The following is a 19075-nucleotide window of genomic DNA, read 5'->3' on the forward strand; positions in this document are numbered from 1 at the left end:
AAATTTAAAGGCAAAATGATGAGTTTTTATCCAAAAGATTTAGAAGAAGAAAGGCTCAAACAAAGAGTAGCGAATGATTTTTTCGCTAAATTTGTGTATGAGCCCTTAGAAAGAGTGGATTTTACCCTAAAAAACAAAGGCGATACGCTAGATACTGTCTATCTTTTGTGGGCTGAGGCAAAGGCTGGCAATGAAGCTGACATTTATGAAAGCTTTGTGCAGCTCATTCTCACAATAGGCGTGCAAAAAATTCACAAAAATTTTGCCATTCCTGAATTTCTAGGTGCTTTTGATTGCGAGAAAATCGCCTTTTTGCCTTATAAATTCATCAAAAAGTTCTTATACAGCGGGGATTTTAATTGGAAAAAAATCACCCCAAGCGATTACAAAAGCCCTGAATTTCAAAAAATGCTCTTTCAAAGCAAGGACATTTTAAAGGCTAAAAGCTTCATCTTTGACTATGAAAAAGATAACGCCGAATTAAAAGAATTCATTAAAAACTCAATCGCCAAAGGCGAGCATAACCCCATAGAAATTGATGCAGATAATTTTGATGTGTGTTACTTAAAATGGAGTGTTGAGGTTTTGCCGACCATAAGGCTAGGTGAAAATTGGGAAAAAGCCAGAAAGGCAAACATAGCCCTAGAACAAGACTTCTTTTTAGCCGATTTAATCAGCGAAGACAATGTCAGCTTAAAAGAAAATCTACGAGTTTTATTGCAAAAAAAACAACAACAAAACGGCAATAATGAGCTTTACTATGAAGCAAAAATAAAAGTAAATCATTTATTTAAACAATTTGATGAACTAAAATTTTACTTTATCAGCCAAAAAGCACACGATGATTTTTGGAAACGCTATAAACGACCACCTGAAAAGCAGTTTTGGAATAAAATACTTGAAAGGCGCGACAAACTCACGCCCCAAGACATTATGGAGAGAAAAGGGGCTTTTTTTACCCCACCCATTTGGGTTACAAAGGCTCAAGAGTATCTTGCCGCCACACTTGGCAAGGATTGGCAAGATGAGTATTATATTTGGGACTGTGCAGCTGGCACAGGTAATTTACTCAAAGGCTTGACACACTCAAATAAACTTTATGCTTCTACGCTTGATTTAAGCGATGTTTTGATAATGAAAGATTTATGCGAGCTTGATAGAAAGGACACAAGCAAAAAGCCAAAAGAAAAGCTAAATTTACTTGAAAATCATATCTTTGAATTTGACTTTTTAAACGATGAATTTTTTGATATTTATGATGAAAATGGAGCCTTACTTAAAAAATCACCCCTGCCACAAAAATTGCAAGATATTTTAAGGAAACTACAAAAGTCCCCCTCCCTTGCGAATGGCGACACAAAAAGCGAAAGTGGCGACACTTTAAACCCCTTGCGAGAGAGCGACACTTTAAGCCCCCCTCCCTTGCGGAGTGTGGATATAAAAAGCCCCCCTCCCTTGCGGAGGGGGGTTTGGGGGGTGGGTGAAAAAACCCAAAACACCGAAAAATCCCACCGCCCACTTGCCCCATATATGAAAGAATTTAGCCGTGCAATGCGAAAAAATCCCACAGACGCCGAAAACAAACTTTGGCAAGAGTTGAGAAACAAAAAACTAGGCTTTTCATTTAGACGGCAATTTGTAATCGACTCAAAATATATCGCTGACTTTGTCTGCCTTGAAAAAAGGCTGATTATAGAATGCGATGGCGGACAACACAACAAGTCCCCCTCCCTTGCGGATGGCGACACATTAAGCCCCCCTCCCTTGCGGAGTGTGGATATAAAAAGCCCCCCTCCCTTGCGGAGGGGGGTTTGGGGGGTGGGTGAAAAAACCGACACCCTAAATCACCCCGACATTCAAAGAGACTTTTATTTAGAAAGTCAAAATTTTAGAATTCTACGCTTTTGGAATAACGAAATTTTAGAGAATTTAGAAGGCGTTTTAAATGTAATTAAAGAAGTTTTGCAAGATGATAATTTTGCTAACGCAAAATTCACCCACCCCCAAACCCCCTCCGCAAGGGAGGGGGCTTTACCTTTGGCAAACTCTACTTTGCAAAGCAAGGGGACAAATTTTCAAAAGTTTATTACTAGCAAAGCCAAAACCAAAGGCAAGTCCCCCTTTGCTAGTGGGGCAAACCAAAAGTCCCCCTCCCTTGCAAGTGAGAATTCACACGACAAGTCCCCCTCCCTTGCGGAGGGGGATTTAGGGGGTGGGTATTTTGAAAGTGCCACTTCGCAGGGGGCTTCATCTATCCCAAAACTCATCATTTTCATCAATCCGCCGTATGCGGAGGTTTCAAGTAAAGACATTCAAGGTAAAAAAGGCGTAAATATCACAAAAATTCACGCAAAATACAAAGACATTTTGCAAACTGCGGGGCGAGAGCTTTTCGCACAATTTTTTATGCGAATTTACAAAGAAATTCCAAATTGTATTTTGGCTAGTTTTTCAAAATTAAAATATATCAATGGCAATGCCTTTGTGAATTTTAGAAAGGAATTCAAGGCTGAATTTAAAAAAGGTTTTATAAGTCCTGCTGATACTTTCGACAATGTCAAGGGACAATTTCCCATAGGCTTTCTCATTTGGAATTTAAATTCAAAAAAAGAATTCAAACAAATTCAACTTGATATTTTTGAAAGAAATGGTGAATTTGTCGGTAAAAAAGGCTTTTATAATTTTGAAAAAAATCAAATTATAAACAAATGGATAAATTTGTATAGAAACGACAAAGGCGACAAATTAGCGTGGTTTGACGGCATAAACAGCAACGATTTTCAGCACAATAATATCGTTTATATTGTCAATGAAAAATCGCAAGTTGTAAATCCTCGAGGTTTGTGGGTAAATTCACAAAATTTAATTCCTATTTGCGTTTATTTCTCCGTTCGCCACGCTATAAAGGCTACTTGGCTAAATGATAGAGACCAGTTTTTATACCCAAATGAGCCGAGCAACACCCCGTCATTGCGAGCGAGCAAAGCGAGCGTGGCAATCCATAAAAAAGGCGTGAATTCACAAGTGGATTGCCACGAGCCTAACAGTTCTCGCAATGACGAAGTAGGCAAAGAGCCTTTGTGGTGGGGCAACGACCTTGAATTTCAAAACGACTGCCTTGCCTTTACCCTTTTTCACAGCCAAAACCGCATTTCAAGCAAAATGCAAAATTCAAGTAATTTTACTTTGAATAACCCACCCCCAACCCCCTCCGCAAGGGAGGGGGCTTTTCAAAGGGCAAACTCCGCAAGGGAGGTGGAACAAAATGCAAGATTCTCTGCAAGGGGAGGGGCTTTAAAGGGTAAATCCTCCGCACAGCAGGGGGCTTATAATGCCACTTCGCAAGGAATGGGAGCTTTAAACAAAGCAAACCAAAAGTCCCCCTCCCTTGCGGAGGGGGATTTAGGGGGTGGGTCGTTAAATAGCGGCTTGTCAAACAATATAAACCACTTCATACCCTTTAACGAAAGCGAAGTGAATGCCAAAGAAGCCTTTAAAAGTGATTTTATGGTTAAATTTATGAGTGGCAAATTAGGCAAAAGTGGCGGTGTCTCGTCATTGCGAGCGAGCAAAGCGAGCGTGGCAATCCATAAGGACAAAAATTTAAAAGTGGATTGCCACGAAGTCGTGCCGAGTTGGCGCAATGACGGCATTTTGCCTTTTGACGAAAAAGAAATCAACTTACACATTCAAAAAAACTTTATCCCCACAAAGCCGCTTGAATTTAGCATTGAGGCGAAAAAAGTCTTTGATGCAGGTCGTGAAATTTGGCTTTATTATCACAACAACGCAAGGCAAAATCAAAATTACAACGCAAACGCTAGCCTTTATGACATAAAAGAGTATTTTCAAGGGCGCAGTGAAGCGGGCAAGATGAACGCTCCGCAAAAGGCAGCTGACTCTCACTACAAGGATTTAATCGGCACTTTGAATTTAGCCTTAAAAGAACTAGCCACAAAAATCACCCCAAAGATTTATGAATACGGCTTTTTAAGAGAGTAAAAATTTAAAAGCTATGCTTAAAATCCTTCAAAACAAAGCCCCCTCAAAGCAAGATTTTCTAGCCTTAATCACGCATTTTTTTAGATGGCTTTCAATCAGCAGAATTTGGCGAAACTACAAAGAATTCTTTGTGCTTTTTGTTTTGTGTATTTGCATTTTTGCCTTTAATCTAAGTTTGGAGTGGCTTAAATTCAAGGATTTTAAAGAACAAAAGCATCAAAGCTTAGAAAATGTCCGCGTCTTGCAAAGCTATGAAAAAACCAGCAAAAAGGGGCGAAAATACCGAGTTTTAAAGCTACAAAGCGAGGATTTTAGCTTTTACACCACGACAAAGCTAGAAAACGAGATCCGCCGTCATCAAGCCTTGAATTTGCGTGTCATCAACACAGGCGTGAATTTTAAGGACTATGTGAGCAAAAGTTTTTATATGCCAAGCTATGATTTTAATGTTACAAGCCCTGAAACAACGCCTCGAAACGCTATCATTTCATACTTTTTAAGCCAACACAGCGATGAAAAAATTGTTGAGTTTTACGGAGCCTTATTTTTTGCCCTGCCTGTTAGCTTAGAGCTTCGCACCGATGTGAATTTTTATGGCATAGCCCATCTCATCGCCATTAGCGGCTATCATATAGCTCTCATTTTTTCGCTAGCCTTTTTCGTGCTAATGCCGCTTTACACCTTTTTTCAACGCCGCTACTTCCCCTACCGCAACGCTCGCTTTGATTTAAGCGTAATTATCTTTGTGTTTTTGCTTTGCTATGCTTATTTGCTAGGCTTTGTGCCAAGTTATATTCGCTCGCTAGTAATGGCACTTTGGGGCTTTTACTTGCTTATAAAAAATGTCAAAATCCTCTCATTTATCAACCTTTTTTTTAGCGTCCTTTTTTGCCTCGCACTCTTTACGCAACTGCTTTTTAGCGTGGGATTTTTGTTTTCTGTGATGGGGGTGTTTTTTATTTTTTTGTATTTGCACCATTTTGGCAAGGCTTTCAGCAAGGGCTTTTGGGGCAATTTTGGCAATGTCATCTGCCTTAACATTTGGACCTTTTTTGCTATGATTATGCCCGTGCTTTACTTTTTCCCCCTTGTTTCAATGCAGCAAATCCTCGCCATCATCCTCAGCGCGGTTTTTGTGATTTTTTATCCTTTGGTGCTTTTGCTGCACCTTGTGGGCTTTGGCTTTCTTTTAGACAGTCCCTTGCTTGAATTTTTTAATTTCAAACTCTACGGCACGGATATGAAAATACCCCTGTGGCTCTTGCTAACATACACAGGCGTGGCTTTGGCAAGTATTTTTTCCAAACATCTTGCCCTGCTTTGTGTGGTGGTGAATTTAATCCCCTTTGCCTTGCTTTTAGCACAGTAAAAAGCCATTTCAAAATGGCTTTTTAGCTTTAAACCTTCTTGCTATCGCTTTTAGAAATATTTTTCCCCATTTCAAGCACTATATCGCTGAGTGTTTCAAAATTAAGCTTAGCCTCTTCGCTTTTTGATAAGTTCATAAATGAAGCGCTAAAAGTCTTAAAGGCTTCGCTTAATTTTTGATAATACTCGTTAAATTTAGCCTTGTTGAATTCTTGTGTAGCACCTTGCTCGCTTCCATCTTGTAAATTTTTGCCAAAGAGCTCAGGAAAGCTTCGCTCAAGCAAGTTTTGAGTGCTTAGGCTTAAATTATCAAAGGCAAAACCTGAATGCAAGGATTTAAATGTAGCGACTAGTGAGCTATCCACAAGATTTAGAGGGACAAACCAAATCGCCCAAGCTAGTGTTGTGATAGTGGTTGTTTGTGTGCTTGTGAAACTGTAAAAACTGTCAAGCTCGCTGCTGTCTAAGGCACCGTCAAAGTTTTTGTCCTTGTTTATCAGCTCATCAAGTTGCTCTTTTTCTTTACTTGCTTCGCTTAAGGCTTTTTGCCAACCACTTACAAATTTTTCAGCCTTAGCGCTGAGTAAAATGCTACCATCTTCTCTTTGCAAAAAGCTATCTTCTCCAAATTCTTCTTGTAAAGCCTTTATAGTTTCCTCGCCTAAGGTGCTTTTTTGAAACTCAAAACTTTTGGCATCTCTAAAAAAGATAGTTTTAAGCTTAGCTTCGGCTAATTTTGCTTGCTCACTTTCATCAGCTAGGCTTAAATCCTTACTTATAGCCTCAAGTTGTTCTTTGCTTAGAACGCCTAAATCAGCTACAAAGGCTTTTTTAGGCATTGAGCTTACACTCTCATCATTAAGTAAGCTTGCGGTGCTTGTTATAGTAGTGGTAGTAACCGTATCAAAGACAAGAGGAGAATAAGCCCAGCTACCGACATTAGCAGTGGCATAGGCGTAGAAATTCACCAAAAAGTTAGCATCTTGAGCCGTGTTTTGCGTTTGAATGCTTGCTGTATCAACGAGTTCGCTAAAACTCGCACCGCTGTGGGTGAATTTTTTGCTAAAACTTAGCAAATTTTGCAACGCGTTATTGCTTGTATTTGAGCATATCTTACTCATAGGGAATCCTTTCAAAAGAAATTTTCCCTCAATCTTTTGCCTTGAGTCATTATAAGCAAAAAACATTCCACAAATTCTTTAAAAGCAAGATGAAGCCGCAGTTTGACAAGCATTTGTTTGTTTTACTGTTTAAAAAAATGCTTATAAATTTGGCTATAATTTTAGCTTGTGAATTTAAAAAAGTTTTCAAAACTATTTAAGAGCTTAGTTAATTTTAAGTTTTTTAAATTTCAGCATTTTTAAAATGCTTAAACAAGATCAAGGTAGATAAAATGTGGGATAAAAAGATCATAGCCCTTAGCGATAGAAAGGCTGTGAAGGGGGATTTTTTAAGCTTTGTAGCAAGGCTTGCTCGATCAAAGATAGATCTTTTTATATTAAGAGAAAAGGATCTAAGAGAGGATGAGTATTATGATCTAGCAAAGGAGGTGCTAAGAATTTGCAAAAAGCATAAGTTGCTTTGCTTTTTGCATAGCTTTGATAGGGTGGCTTTGAAGCTAAATCATCGCTATTTTCACTGCCCCTTGGATATTTTAAGAACTGAGCCTCGTGTAGCTAAGTATTTTCATATCATTGGAAGTTCCATTCATTCCTTGGCTGAGCTTGAAGAGGCTGAGGGCTTTGGGTGTAATTATGCCATTTTTGGGCATGTCTTTGAAACCCTCTCAAAGCCTTTTGTAAGGCCAAGAGGGGTAGATGAGCTTGGCTTAATTTGTGAAAAAAGTCAGATTCCTATCTATGCAGTTGGAGGCATAAGGGCTGAAAACATAGCCTTGCTTAAAGGCACAAGGCTTGCTGGCATTTGTATGAAAAGTGCCTTGATAGAAAACTTAAAATTAAAAGAATATATCTCCTTGTGTGCTAAGAATTTAAGGCAGTGAGAGCTTAATGACTTGTTGACAGTGCTGTTTTTGTGAAAGCTTTTTGTAAAAAGTATTTAACTACCTTTACACAGAGCTATTAAATTCTCATTTTAAGAAAACTTGCATATTTTTTAAAAGATTTTTTTGCTACGACTCAAATGACAAGTTTTGTGATATTGAGTGTGTAAGCATTTAAAACAAATTCTTCTCATTATAAGGAAGATAAAAGATATTAAAGCAAGGCTTTTTAGAAAAAACTGTTTTGTGTTGTCATTTTAGGCATCGCAATCAACTGATTTGCTTTTTTTGATAACTCAAAATGACAAGGTGCTGTGGCAAAATCAACGCTGTTTTGAAAGATAGGTTTAAAACTTTAAAGATCTTTTTTGAATTTAAAAAGATAGGCTTGAATTTTATAAAAAAAGCTTGTAGCAACCTTAAATTTATAAAATGCTAAGACTTTAAATTCAAGCAAGGGCTTAAATTTATAAACTATATCTTAAAGCATTCTAAAATTTATATTTAAGCAAAAGATTTCCCCCATAATAATCAAGCCCTGTATTATAATGCTTATACAAAAGCTCACCGTTTAATCTCAAAGCACCAAGGGCAAAAAGCTCCATTCCTAAATTCACACTCACAGCATTCTTATGCGTTTCATTTTCATAGCTTAATTCCTCATTTTCAACGCGCATAAAGACCTGCTTGTGGCTATTATAAAGCTTATTTTCATAGCTAAATTTTGCAAAGGCAAAGGCACTGTCGTAAAAATTATACCTAGCCTCAAAGCCAACTAAGGCATCTAACACATAAGCATTATAAGCCTTTGATTCTAGCCCCAAGCCCCCATCTTGCTTAAAGCCTTCTTGACTTTCAAAATAATTTTGCACTCCCAAAAAGGGCTTAAAGCTTGCTTTTTCTCCAAATCTAGTTCCAAAAACAAGCCCTAAATTTGCTTGATAATTATTAAAGCTAGAGCTTGAATCAAGCGAGCTTTCTTCAAGCCATTTATTATCCACCTCAAAATCACCCAGCAAGAAATTCACATTAAAATCGCTTTCTAAGATCCCATAACTATGCCTTAAAAGCCCTCCAGCTGAAAACAATCTACCCTTTGTGTTTGTGCTTTGAGTTGTGAGATCCTGTTTGCTTGATCCATAAGCATAAGAAAGATTTATTTGAGAAAGTAGCTCATCGCCAAAGCTAGTAAAGCCCACATTAAAGCCATTTATAGAGCCTTTGAGATTCTTAGCCCTTAAAAGCCCTGAAAAATAATTTGCAAAAAAATCATAATTATAAGTAGGCTCAAAGGGATTTATGCTCTTACCTGTGTCAATTCTTATGAGATCAAGTGCAGCCATAGGTTTTGAGATCATATTTTTATTTAAAGGAGCAAGCAAGGCATCGCCTTTTATGGCATTTATCATATTTTGAGGAGAGGCTATGTAATTTTGCTGTATGCTCTCATCAAGCTCACTCATTACAGTTTGCAAATTTAAATTACTAGCCAAAAGCTTATCCTCTCCTCCAAATCTTGATGCAAGTGCAGATACTATACGCTTTTCGTTTGAATTTAGGCTTTCTTTATATTGATCAAATTTAGAGGGCGTAGCTACATTTGAGCTTGGAGGGGTGGTGGGATTTGTAGTTGGAGGAGTGGTGGGCGGGGTTTGGCCAGGAGGGGTAGTAGGTGTTGTCGTTGGCGGATTTGTAGGAGCTGTGGGGCTTGTGTTTATGCTTACTGTGCCGCTGTTTTTATCAAAATTCACATAAAGTAGGTTTAAATTTGGATATTGCACTGTTAGATTAGAACTATCAAGCCCTGTAATAGAGCCGTTGATGATTTGATAGCCTTGATTTAGTGAAGCACCGTTCATATTTACAACAACGGCCCCACTATTTGTTAGATTTCCTTGCAATTTCCCCATAACCCCATTTAACACCCCAAAGCTAAGAGTTGATCCTTGCTTGTTTTCTAGTCCTTGATTTACTTCAAGTGTGCCTCCATAAATTGCTATGCTTGATCTTTGTCCGTCCATTTGTGTGCTAATTAGCTTGCCTTTTACTTGTATAGAACCTCCATTGATGATTAGCTCTCCGCCTCCGCAAAAGCCTATTTGACAAATTCTAACATTGTTTGAGAAATTCTGTCCTCCGTTGTATAAATTGCCTTCAATGATAATGCTTCCGCCATTGTTTGTGATGGTGGCTATGCTTGAAGGAGAAGCAGTGGCTAGGACATTTTTTTGCCCTAGATTCCAAAGATCCTTTTTTATTTCTATTTTTGAGTTGTTATTTGTTATTTTGCCGTAATTGTTGGTGTTTGTATTGCCCTCGGTTTCAAGGACTAGGGTAGAGTTGGCATTAAGGGTGATGTTTCCGTAGTTTGTAAATTTAGCAGCCTTAATCTCAAATCTAGCATTGTTGTTAAGATTTACTGTCCCACTTGCACGAGTGCCAAAGCCAGAGGTGTTGGTGGTGTGAGAGTATTTAAGAGAGGCGTTGTTTATATTTATGGCATTTTCTATGCTTAGACTTTCAAAGCCATTTAAGATCAGATTTGATCTAGGATTTATGTTGAGTGTGGAGTAGTAAAAGGGTATGTTGGTGTTGCGACTTCTAGGATTTTGTGGCAAGGTGGCTGTGAGGGTGAGAGTAGAGCTGCCGCTTCCGCTTGTAGAATAGCTAAAAAAGCCTCTATCGTTTCCAAAAATGCACTCATAAACGCTGGTGCAATTGGCTATCGCCTTGCTGTTTTCGTTTGCATTACTTGCTAGTGTCAAAGAGGAGGGCAAGGAATTTGCATAATCAGCCCCAAAGCCTTCATTTACACACAGTACTACTACAAGCAAGGCAAAGAATTTGGCATTTTTTAAATCTTTTTTAGATTGCTTTTTTAATGCCCTTTGTCTTTTTAAGGATCCTTTGAAATTCACAGTCATAAACTAGCCCTTAGATAATTTTTGTCAAATTTTAGCATTTTTTCAAAAAAAAAAAAAAAAAAAAAACAAAAAAATTAAATTTTAATAAAAATTTAAGACTCAAGATGCTTTAACAAAATTTTCTCTTATCAATTTCATTAAATTTTGATGAGAATTTTGTCCTAAAATTTTAATCTTAATTTCCTTTAAGTGAAGGATAAAATTTTATCTTTTTATACATCTAAATTTAACAAGTCTAAATTTCGTAAAGCCCTAGAAATTCATAATTTCACTCATGTGGTTTCGTCCGTTTGCAAACTCGTTTTTAGAGTGTTTTACAAGATCTTGCGCTTTTGCTCCGCAAAGGGACGAGTGAAACTAAGTAAAAAATCCACAAAACCTTCATAAGCTTTGAGGCCCTCCTATAAATTTCACTTTCTTTAAGCTCCGCCAAGTCCCTTATTATAGGCAATAGTTCTTTGGCAAAGCAATGTTTGAGCGTATAAACGCTAGTCTAGCGTTTTAACATACCGAATACAGGAGTTTTGCGACCAGCCACACGCCCCCCTTTTTTTTCACGAACACGCCTTGCACCTTCTACTACGCAGTTACGAGCCTAGCCTTGTAAAAAATCACTCTCACCCTCTTCAATTTCACCACTCATTTTAGATATTTTTTCACACTCTTTGGCTATCAAAATGCGAATTTCTAGTAAAATTCTATTAATTAAAACACGAGACATTTTGCAAATTTCGGCGATTTTTTTCGCCTCTAAATCAAGGTTTCTTGCAAAGTTGCAAGCCGCATGGCGAAGCAAAAACATACTTCGTAATTTTTTAAATTTCTTTTGAGACAATTTGTGAATGAATCATATACTTGTTTTTCATTTTACCATCCATACTTTAAAATGATCTTGTATCAAATTAAAGTATTTTGAAGCAAATTTAAACCAAGAAAGCTTTTTTAAGCATTTTAATTTTAATAAAGATGAATTTAGTTTAATTTGATGGGTTTTGTAGCATTAAAATTCAAGGGATAGGGGGTATTGCCTTTTGTCTATACTTGAAAAGCTCTATCTCACTTAGAGTGGGCTAGCTGAGTTAAACCGCGTCTTTTTTAGAACACTAAGCCACTTTGCTATCTTTTGAAAAATAGATTTTTTGCCTCATCCTTGTAGCTAGTTAAGAGATTTTTTAAAAGGACTCATTTAAACAAGCTTATATTAAAAATTCACAAAGCCTAAAACACATTTTTACTGTGAATTTAAGTAAGTTTAAATAAATTCAACAAGGCAAATTTTAAAACATGCTCAGGTTGTGAATTTAGTAAAAATTAAGTGGCATTTTGTGAATTTAGTAAAATTAAGCGAGATCTTGTGAATTTAAAAGGCTAAATTAAAATAGCAAGTTTTTAAAGGCTTTAAAAGCTTTAAAAGTTTCAAATGGCTTAAGATATTTTAATAGGATTTTATCTTATCAATTTCAGCAAATTTTGATGAGAATTTTGTCCTAAATTTTTCGTCTGAATTCTGTTTCTTTTAAGTGAAGGACAAAATTTTCTTTTTTAGCCTTTAAATTTAGCTAAGCTAAACTTTGCAAAGCCCTAGAAATTCACAATTTCGTTGATATGATTTCGCCCATTTGCAAACTCGTTTTTGTTATGTTTTACCCTATAATGTGCCTTTGCCCCTTATGCTAGCAGTTACGAGTGTAACGAAGTAAAAAATAACTCTCATCTATTTTTATTTCACCTTGAATTTTAGAGTTTTTTACATTCTTTAAGGGTTAAAATGCGAATTTCTTTGAAAATTTTACACAAACTTTATTGTGAAATTTGACAAAGTTCAGCGATTTTTTTCGCCTCTAAATCAAGGACGAAATACTTCAAAATTCCTTAAATTATATCTGCGAAATTCGAGAATGTATTATATATTTGTTTTTCATCTAATTCTCCATACTTGAAAATGATATTGTATTAAATTAAAGTATCTTGAGCCTTTCCAATTAGCATTTAACACAGTTTTCACCCACGACTTCTTTTAAAATTTAGTTTTTAAAATTTATTTTGAAAATTTAATTTTGTTTTCTTAGATAGGCTTTAAGCCACTGAATTCTTAGCTCTTCAATCTTCTCCCCAAGTGCTCTTCCTTGAAGTCCTTGCCCTTCAACTAAGCTTGTATCAATCTTAGCCCTTAAAGCCTTCTTATAAATGCCAAGCTTTTTAGCCCTATTGATTCTTTTTTCATCCCAAAGCCCTAGCCACTGAGATAAGGGCATTTTAAGGGCTATTTTTGCTAGATCTAAATCATTAATCTTATCTTCAAAAAAGGGCTGTTTTGCTGAGCTTAAAAGGGATTTTTTAAGCCTTGTTTTTTTGAAAAATGCATCCTTGTCAAGCTCAAAGAAATTCAAGTAAAGATACAAAAAAAGCCCCTCATTTTTGATGAATTTTCGTGAATTTTCTAAGACTGTTTTGAAGCTTTGAATTTTTTCGTGTGCTTTTGTGTCTGTAAAAAAGATAGTTTTTTCCAAATTTAGGGTTTGTAAAAATTCAAAGCCAAGCCTTAAATTTCTAGCCTTAAAAAATTTATAAAGCTCAGCATTGATCCTATCCTTACTAAGCTCGTTTATGTCCATAGTTTTCATAAGATTTAAGCTGTTTTGAGCTATTTTTAGATCAAAACGAGCCACAAAATGAAGAGCTCTAAGAACCCTTAAAGGATCTTCTATAAAACTAAGATCATCAACATGTCTTAAAGTCCTAGCTTTTAAATCTTCTAAGCCCCCATAAAGATCTAAAAACTCATCGTTAAAGATATTTATCATCATTGAATTTATGCTAAAATCTCGCCTTTTTGCAGCTAGCTTTTCATCATTGCAAATACTAACTTCAAAGCCCTTGTGTCCCTTTGCTATCTTGTTTTCACTGCGAGCAAGGGATAGATCGTAGTTTTTAAACTTATACACAAAAAAGCTCTTGCCAAAGCCATTGGCGTTAAACTCTTGCATTAAACTGTCAAATTTGTGAGGATTTATATCATACACTTCTATGTCAAAGTCTGTAATTTCAAGCCCTAAAAGTAGATCCCTAACACAACCTCCTACTAAATAAGCCCTCTTTGTGTGCGGAGCTAAAAATTTAGCTATAAATTCAATGCTAGGATTATTTTTTAAGCTTATCTTCGATACTTGCAAGCAAAAACTCTAAGAAATTTATGGTGAGATCAAGTCTGATTTCTAAATCCTCGTGTTTGGTGCTTTTTAGCCCCTCAAAAAGAACCAGTATCCTTTCTTTGAGCTTGTTTAAAAAAAGCTCTTCATTTGTGCTTAAAATGTAGTTTGCTTCTTCATCTTGCTTGTTTTTGTAAGGCTGGGTAAAGTCTATGATCTCAGCATCTTCTGGGATCTTGGATGGTAGCTCTTCGATTTGAGGCTTTATTGATCTGCTTTCTTCTAGCACCTCTTGAGGCTCTTTTTCAGCTAGCTCTTCAATCTTAAGCTCTTCTTTTTCTTCTATTGAGATTTCTTTATTTTCTTCTTTTACAAGCACTTCTTCGGACTCTTCTTCGGATGTTTCTTGTTTTTCTTGCTTAGAAATTTGGCTATTGATCTCATAAATTGCCTTCTTTGCTAACTCATCTAAACTCATATCTTTATCAACCACCTTTTAAATTCATTAAGCTCCTCTTCGCTACTCATATTAACGAAAAAATCAAACATCTCAACATTTAGATCCAAAGGTCTTGATCTAAGTCCGCTAAGTCTTCTAATGGCACTAAGAGCGTTTTGATTCTTTGGATCAGCTTTTAAGATTTTTTTATAAATTTCTAAGGCTTCGCTTTTAAGCCCTTGTGCTTCGTAAATGGAGGCTTCTGTTATGGTATTTTTCATACTTTCCTAACTTAAAAAGATTGCATAATTGTAGCAAAAAAAATTTAAAATTTACATTTTTATGCGATAATCTAGCATTTTTCAAAGGAAAGAAAGATGAATGAGTTAGTAGAAAATTTTAAAACACTTAGTCAAATTCCACATTGTAGCTTTGATACAGCCTTGATGAGAGATTTTTTAAGCAAATTTAGCAAGGAACAAGGCTTTAAAACAAGCATAGACAAGATAGGCAACATACACTGCGTCAAGGGAAAGCCAACTGTTTGCTTACAAAGTCATTATGATATGGTTTGTATGGGCGAGGCTCCTAAGATAGAGCTTTTTGAAGAGGATGGCTTTTTAAGGGCTAATAACTCATCTCTTGGAGCAGACAATGGCATAGGAGTTGCCATAATGATGCAGATGATGAAGGAATTTGAGAATTTAGAATGCCTTTTTACAAATGACGAGGAGGTTGGTTTGCTTGGGGCAAATGCCTTGGAGCATACCTTGCTTTCAAAGCAGCTTTTAAATTTAGATCATGAGCTTGAAAATGAGGTGGTCATAGGCTGTGCTGGAGGGGTTGATATAAGGGCTGTAAAAAAGCCTCATTATGAGGAGGGTTTTGGCAGGGTTTATGAGCTTGAAGCCTTGAATTTTAAGGGAGGACACTCTGGCATAGATATAATAAAAGATACCCCAAATGCCATCAAAGAAATGGCAAACTTTATAACAAAAAACGAGGGAGTAGTGATAGAATTTAAAGGAGGAGAGAGGCTAAATTCCATAGCAAAGTACGCAAATGCCTTGGTTTTTTTCAAAAAAGAACCAAACAAGACTGAGAACATAGCTTGTAAATTCATAGGAGAAAAAAGGGCTTTCTTTTGCAAGGAAAGCAAGGAAATTTTAGCTGCTATCAATGCTTTTTCTCAGGGCGTCAGAGGCTATGATCAAAAGCTTGGCATAGTTAAAGCAAGCATTAATCTTTCCTTACTTAGCTGGGATGAAAAGGATATAAGCTTAGATCTTTATGCAAGGGCAAATACACTTGACGCACTTCAAAGGCTTGAATTTGAAACTAGAACCTTGTTTGAAAGCTTTAATTTTGATCTTAGCTCTTCAAATTTTTACGCACCTTGGGAAGGCGAGGAAAATGAGTTTAGTCAAAAGGTTTTAAATGCCTTAAAGAGTAAATTTGAGGATGCTAGAATTTTAGCTGTGCATGCTGGGCTTGAATGTGGAATCATAGAAAAAAAGCAAGAGCTTCTTTGTGCCTCAATAGGACCAAATATCTTCAATCCACACTCCACAGATGAAAGATGTGAGCTTGCTTCTGTGGCTAAGATAGGTGAGGTGGTTCGTTTAATCTTGCAAGAGGCTTGAATTTACTAAAATTAACTTTTTGTTTTTGATAAATTCAAGCTAAATTTAGCAAGGCATACTAGCTAAAAACTTTAATCAACGAAAAAAGAAAAATTTACAGTAACTGTTTACAGTAGCTGTTTGAATTTAAAATTTATCAAAGCTATTAGCTTTTTAATAAATTTAGATAATGTCCTCATTTTAGATCATTGTTTGAAAACAAAGGTAATAATTACGAAAATTCGGCTTAAAATAATGAAAAAAGCCCCTTTTGTAAAAACAGATGAAAAATTTCTCTTATCTTGGTGCGTGCTAACTGTATGATTAATTTTCATACAAAGCTTTAAGCAAAGCATCTTAAAACATAGCTTTTTAGAAAACGAAGTTTCTTTATAAAAACGATCAAAATTATAGGGTGTTTTATAGGTCTTTGTGCTTTTTGCTTCTCAACTAACTTGTGTTACTTTCTTGAAAAATCTCACAAAAAACTCACAACGAATTTTTTTTATGATAAACCGTAGCGTCTTTGACAAAGTTAGGTTTTTTACAATAAAGCACAAATTTGGTAAATGAAGTTTTTTGCGGCAAATAGTAGCTTCTTGTCTTGCAAGTTTTTATGATCTTTTTTGATAAAACGACAAGCTTAAGCGAAAAATTTGGCACTGTCTTAGAAAAAAGTCCATAAATTTTGCTTCAAAAACTTTGTAAAATGGTGAAATTTTTTGTATTTTTTGCAAAAATATGCTGAAAACTTGCTTAAAAAAGGTATAATACCGTCAAAATTCACAAAGTTTAGTTACTAAAACGAGCCTATCTTGCTTTGGCAGTTTAGAAACTAGCTTGGATTGAGGGTTTATGGAAGAATTTAAAAGTATGCTTCATCAAATTGGGCTACTTTATCAAAAACTAACAAAAAAGCAAAGAATAGTCATAGGGGTTTCCATAGTGGCTGTGATAGCTTTTTTGGTGTTTTTGGCTCTTTTTAGGGGTGGTAGCTCCACAACTGCTGGTTATGGTGTGCTTGTAGAGGATGCTGGTGCTACAAATGCTGCTGCTATCGTTGCAAAGCTAGAACAAAATGGAGTGCCTTACCAGCTTAGAAACGAAAGGACGATCTTAGTTCCACAGGATCAGGTTTATCGTCAAAGGATGATGATAGCAAGCGAGGGCTTGATTAAGGATTCTAGGGTTGGTTATGAGATCTTTGACATTCAGCAATTTGGAGCCACAAAGGCAGATGAGAAGATTAGACAGTTAAGAGCCTTGCAAGGTGAGCTTTCTCGTGCCATAGAAGCCTTAGAGCCTATACAAAGGGCTATTATAAACATAGCCATACCAGATGAAACAGTTTTTACAGAAAGACAGGTTCCTCCAACTGCTGCTGTTGTACTTACCATAAGAGAGGGGCTAAGGCTTACTAGAAAGCAAATTGATGGGATTAAAAACATAGTCTCAGCCGCTGTTCCAAAGCTTAGCCTTGATAATGTCAGAATCACAGATCAAAACGGCATTAGACTTGATGATGAGGAGCTTTTTGAAAGCGATCTAATAGCTGCTCAGGTTAAGTACAAAAGAGATCATGAAACAGAGCTAGAACAAAAGATCATAAACACCCTAGCTCCCTTTGCAGGTGGGGTTGATAAGGTAGTAGCTAGCGTTAATATTGAATTTGACTTCTCAAAGATGCAATCTCAAAGTGAAATTTATGATCCAAACACAGTCATAAGAAGCGAGCAAACCTTGAACGAAGAAAGTCAGGGCAGAAGAGAACAAAGCATACAAGGTGTTCCAGGTGCTGTGTCAAATATAGGTCCTGTTGAAGGGCTTGACGGTCCAAATGCACTTGAGTATTCAAAAAAGAATCAAGTAACAACCAACAATGAAATTTCAAAAACCATAACAAATACCCAAAAGTCCTTTGCTACCATCATAAGAACGGCTGCTGCTGTTATGATAGATGGCAAATACCAAGAAAGCCTTGATGCAGACGGCAACCCTCAGGTAGAATACATTCCTTTAACGGTAGAACAGCTTCAAAGCGTTGAAAATTTGGTACAAAGAACCATTAATTTCAATGCAGCAAGAGGGGATGTGGTAACTGTTAGTAACTTAGAATTTCAAAGGAAGGATGCCTTGGTTGAAAGTAAGGTTAAGACCTTTTATGAAAGATTTGTTAATCCTTTCATCCCACCGGCTAAGTATATAATAGCTGCTATCTTGCTTTTCATCTTTTACAAAAAGGTTATTCAGCCCTTTATGCAAAAAATGCTTGCAGATCTTGCTGAATCCGAAGAGGAATTGCAAAAAGAAGCCGAAGCCATCGAAGATGTCGAGGATACCTTGGAGAAATTCAATGCTGCAAGAAAGAGGGTGGAGGATCAGCTTGGCATAGGAGATAGCATAGATGAGGACGCACTTCAATATGATATTTTAATAGAAAAGCTAAGAGCCTTGGTATCTGAAAGGACGACCGAGGTTGCAGCCTTGCTTCAAACCTTGGTTGAGCATGATGCTGATTATGAGGCGAATAAGGAGGCCTAATGATTAAGCTTAGCGAAGAACAAAAGATGGTTTATGATGATCTTTCTATGCCAGAAAAGATCGCCATTTTTTTAATACAGCTTGGAGAGGATGTTACCACAGGGCTCTTCTCAAATATGGAGATTAATGTCATCACTGAGGTATCTCGCTACATAGCTATGGCTAAGCAGGTGGATAAATCCGTAGCCACAGCTGTCTTAGAGGAATTTTACACCCTGCTTCAATCAAATCAATTTATAAAAACAGGTGGGCTTGAGTATGCCAAGGAAATACTCTTTAAGACCTTTGGACCAGAGATTGCCAACAAGATCTTAGAAAAACTCACCAAGAGTATGGAGACCAATCAAAACTTCGCATATCTAGCCCAGATCAAGCCTCAACAACTTGCAGACTTTATCACAAAAGAACACCCTCAAACCATAGCCTTGATCTTAGCCCATATGGACTCCATTCACGCGGCTGAGACCTTGGAGTATTTTAGCGATGAATTAAGAGCGGAGGTAGTAATAAGAATGGCAAATTTAGGCGATATATCCCCATCTATAATCAAAAGAGTATCTGCTGTGCTTGAAAGCAAGCTTGAAAGCCTTGCTTCTTACAAGGTTGAAGTTGGAGGTCCAAGGGCTGTGGCAGAGGTGCTTAACCGCTTAGGACAAAAGGCTTCTAAGTCAACCATCACTTACATAGAACAAAGCGATGAAAAGCTTGCTGAAACCATTAAAGACTTGATGTTTACTTTTGATGATATAGCTAAGCTAGGCACTCAGGCAATTAGAGAGATTCTCAAAGTTGCAGATAAGAGGGATTTAATGGTAGGTTTAAAGGGTGCAAGCGATGGACTTAAACAAAAATTCCTCTCAAATATGTCAAGTCGTGCTAGTGAGCAGTTTTTGGAGGAAATGGGCTTTTTGGGTGCAGTTCGTGTAAAAGATGTCGAAGAGGCTCAAAGAAAGGTTGTTGAGATAGTTCAAAAACTTTCAGAACAAGGCCTAGTGCAAATGGGCGAAGCTGATGAAATGATAGAATAA

11 protein-coding genes and 3 pseudogenes are annotated in these 19075 nt (G+C 36.7%); 6 read left to right on the plus strand and 8 right to left on the minus strand.

All coding sequences use genetic code 11. From position 1 onward, the window contains the following. Positions 1-18 precede the first annotated feature (18 nt). Together DMC01_RS16405 and DMC01_RS03205 are read left to right on the plus strand one after the other, a co-directional pair. Positions 19-4002, plus strand: coding sequence for an endonuclease domain-containing protein (locus DMC01_RS16405; protein ID WP_142692848.1), 3984 nt, complete (start codon positions 19-21; stop codon positions 4000-4002). A gap of 13 nt (positions 4003-4015) precedes the next feature. Beyond that, entirely contained in the window at positions 4016-5371 is a 1356-nt protein-coding gene (locus DMC01_RS03205; RefSeq protein ID WP_142692849.1) for a ComEC/Rec2 family competence protein, read from the plus strand. 28 nt (positions 5372-5399) lie between these two features. Here DMC01_RS03205 and DMC01_RS03210 read toward each other — a convergent pair whose 3' ends face one another. Continuing rightward, positions 5400-6491: a hypothetical protein gene (locus tag DMC01_RS03210; protein WP_142692850.1), complete on the minus strand. Its 1092-nt coding sequence runs from the start codon at positions 6489-6491 to the stop codon at positions 5400-5402. A gap of 272 nt (positions 6492-6763) precedes the next feature. Here DMC01_RS03210 and DMC01_RS03215 point away from each other — a divergent pair, with 272 nt between their 5' ends. After that, a complete protein-coding gene (locus DMC01_RS03215) occupies positions 6764-7372 on the plus strand; it encodes a thiamine phosphate synthase (protein ID WP_142692851.1) in 609 nt (202 codons plus the stop codon). Positions 7373-7863: 491 nt separating this feature from the next. On the opposite strand, the gene DMC01_RS13175 is transcribed toward DMC01_RS03215, so the two are convergent. The 7 genes and pseudogenes from DMC01_RS13175 to DMC01_RS03245 form a co-directional block, all read right to left on the minus strand. Continuing rightward, the gene (locus DMC01_RS13175) at positions 7864-10296 is read right to left on the minus strand and encodes an autotransporter outer membrane beta-barrel domain-containing protein (RefSeq protein WP_185908651.1); all 2433 of its coding nucleotides are present in this window, start codon (positions 10294-10296) and stop codon (positions 7864-7866) included. A 99-nt stretch (positions 10297-10395) separates the two neighbouring features. Beyond that, positions 10396-11174 (minus strand): annotated as a pseudogene (locus DMC01_RS03225) (IS1595 family transposase). A gap of 568 nt (positions 11175-11742) precedes the next feature. Next, positions 11743-11967: pseudogene (locus DMC01_RS16410) on the minus strand (IS1595 family transposase); the annotation flags it as partial. 32 nt (positions 11968-11999) lie between these two features. Next, positions 12000-12218, minus strand: a pseudogene (locus tag DMC01_RS16415) (IS1595 family transposase); the annotation flags it as partial. A gap of 129 nt (positions 12219-12347) precedes the next feature. Further along, complete coding sequence (locus tag DMC01_RS03235; RefSeq protein WP_142692852.1) at positions 12348-13469, minus strand: tRNA nucleotidyltransferase/poly(A) polymerase family protein; 1122 nt, start codon at positions 13467-13469, stop codon at positions 12348-12350. Then, positions 13438-13923 (minus strand): CiaD-like domain-containing protein, encoded by a 486-nt coding sequence (locus DMC01_RS03240; RefSeq protein WP_142692853.1) that lies wholly within the window; start codon positions 13921-13923, stop codon positions 13438-13440. Before DMC01_RS03240 ends, DMC01_RS03235 begins: the two co-directional genes overlap by 32 nt. Beyond that, positions 13920-14165, minus strand: coding sequence for a hypothetical protein (locus DMC01_RS03245; protein ID WP_142692854.1), 246 nt, complete (start codon positions 14163-14165; stop codon positions 13920-13922). Before DMC01_RS03245 ends, DMC01_RS03240 begins: the two co-directional genes overlap by 4 nt. 96 nt (positions 14166-14261) lie before the next feature. Between DMC01_RS03245 and DMC01_RS03250 the strand changes: the two genes are divergently transcribed. The 3 genes from DMC01_RS03250 (at position 14262) to fliG (ending at position 19075) form a co-directional block, all read left to right on the plus strand. Continuing rightward, positions 14262-15527, plus strand: coding sequence for a M20/M25/M40 family metallo-hydrolase (locus tag DMC01_RS03250; RefSeq protein ID WP_142692855.1), 1266 nt, complete (start codon positions 14262-14264; stop codon positions 15525-15527). 834 nt (positions 15528-16361) lie between these two features. Beyond that, entirely contained in the window at positions 16362-18047 is a 1686-nt protein-coding gene (fliF, locus tag DMC01_RS03255; protein WP_142692856.1) for a flagellar basal-body MS-ring/collar protein FliF, read from the plus strand. Further along, entirely contained in the window at positions 18047-19075 is a 1029-nt protein-coding gene (gene fliG / locus DMC01_RS03260) for a flagellar motor switch protein FliG (protein WP_142692857.1), read from the plus strand. Before fliF ends, fliG begins: the two co-directional genes overlap by 1 nt.

Origin of the sequence: Campylobacter troglodytis (assembly GCF_006864425.1) — a bacterium.
Lineage (GTDB): Bacteria > Campylobacterota > Campylobacteria > Campylobacterales > Campylobacteraceae > Campylobacter_D > Campylobacter_D troglodytis.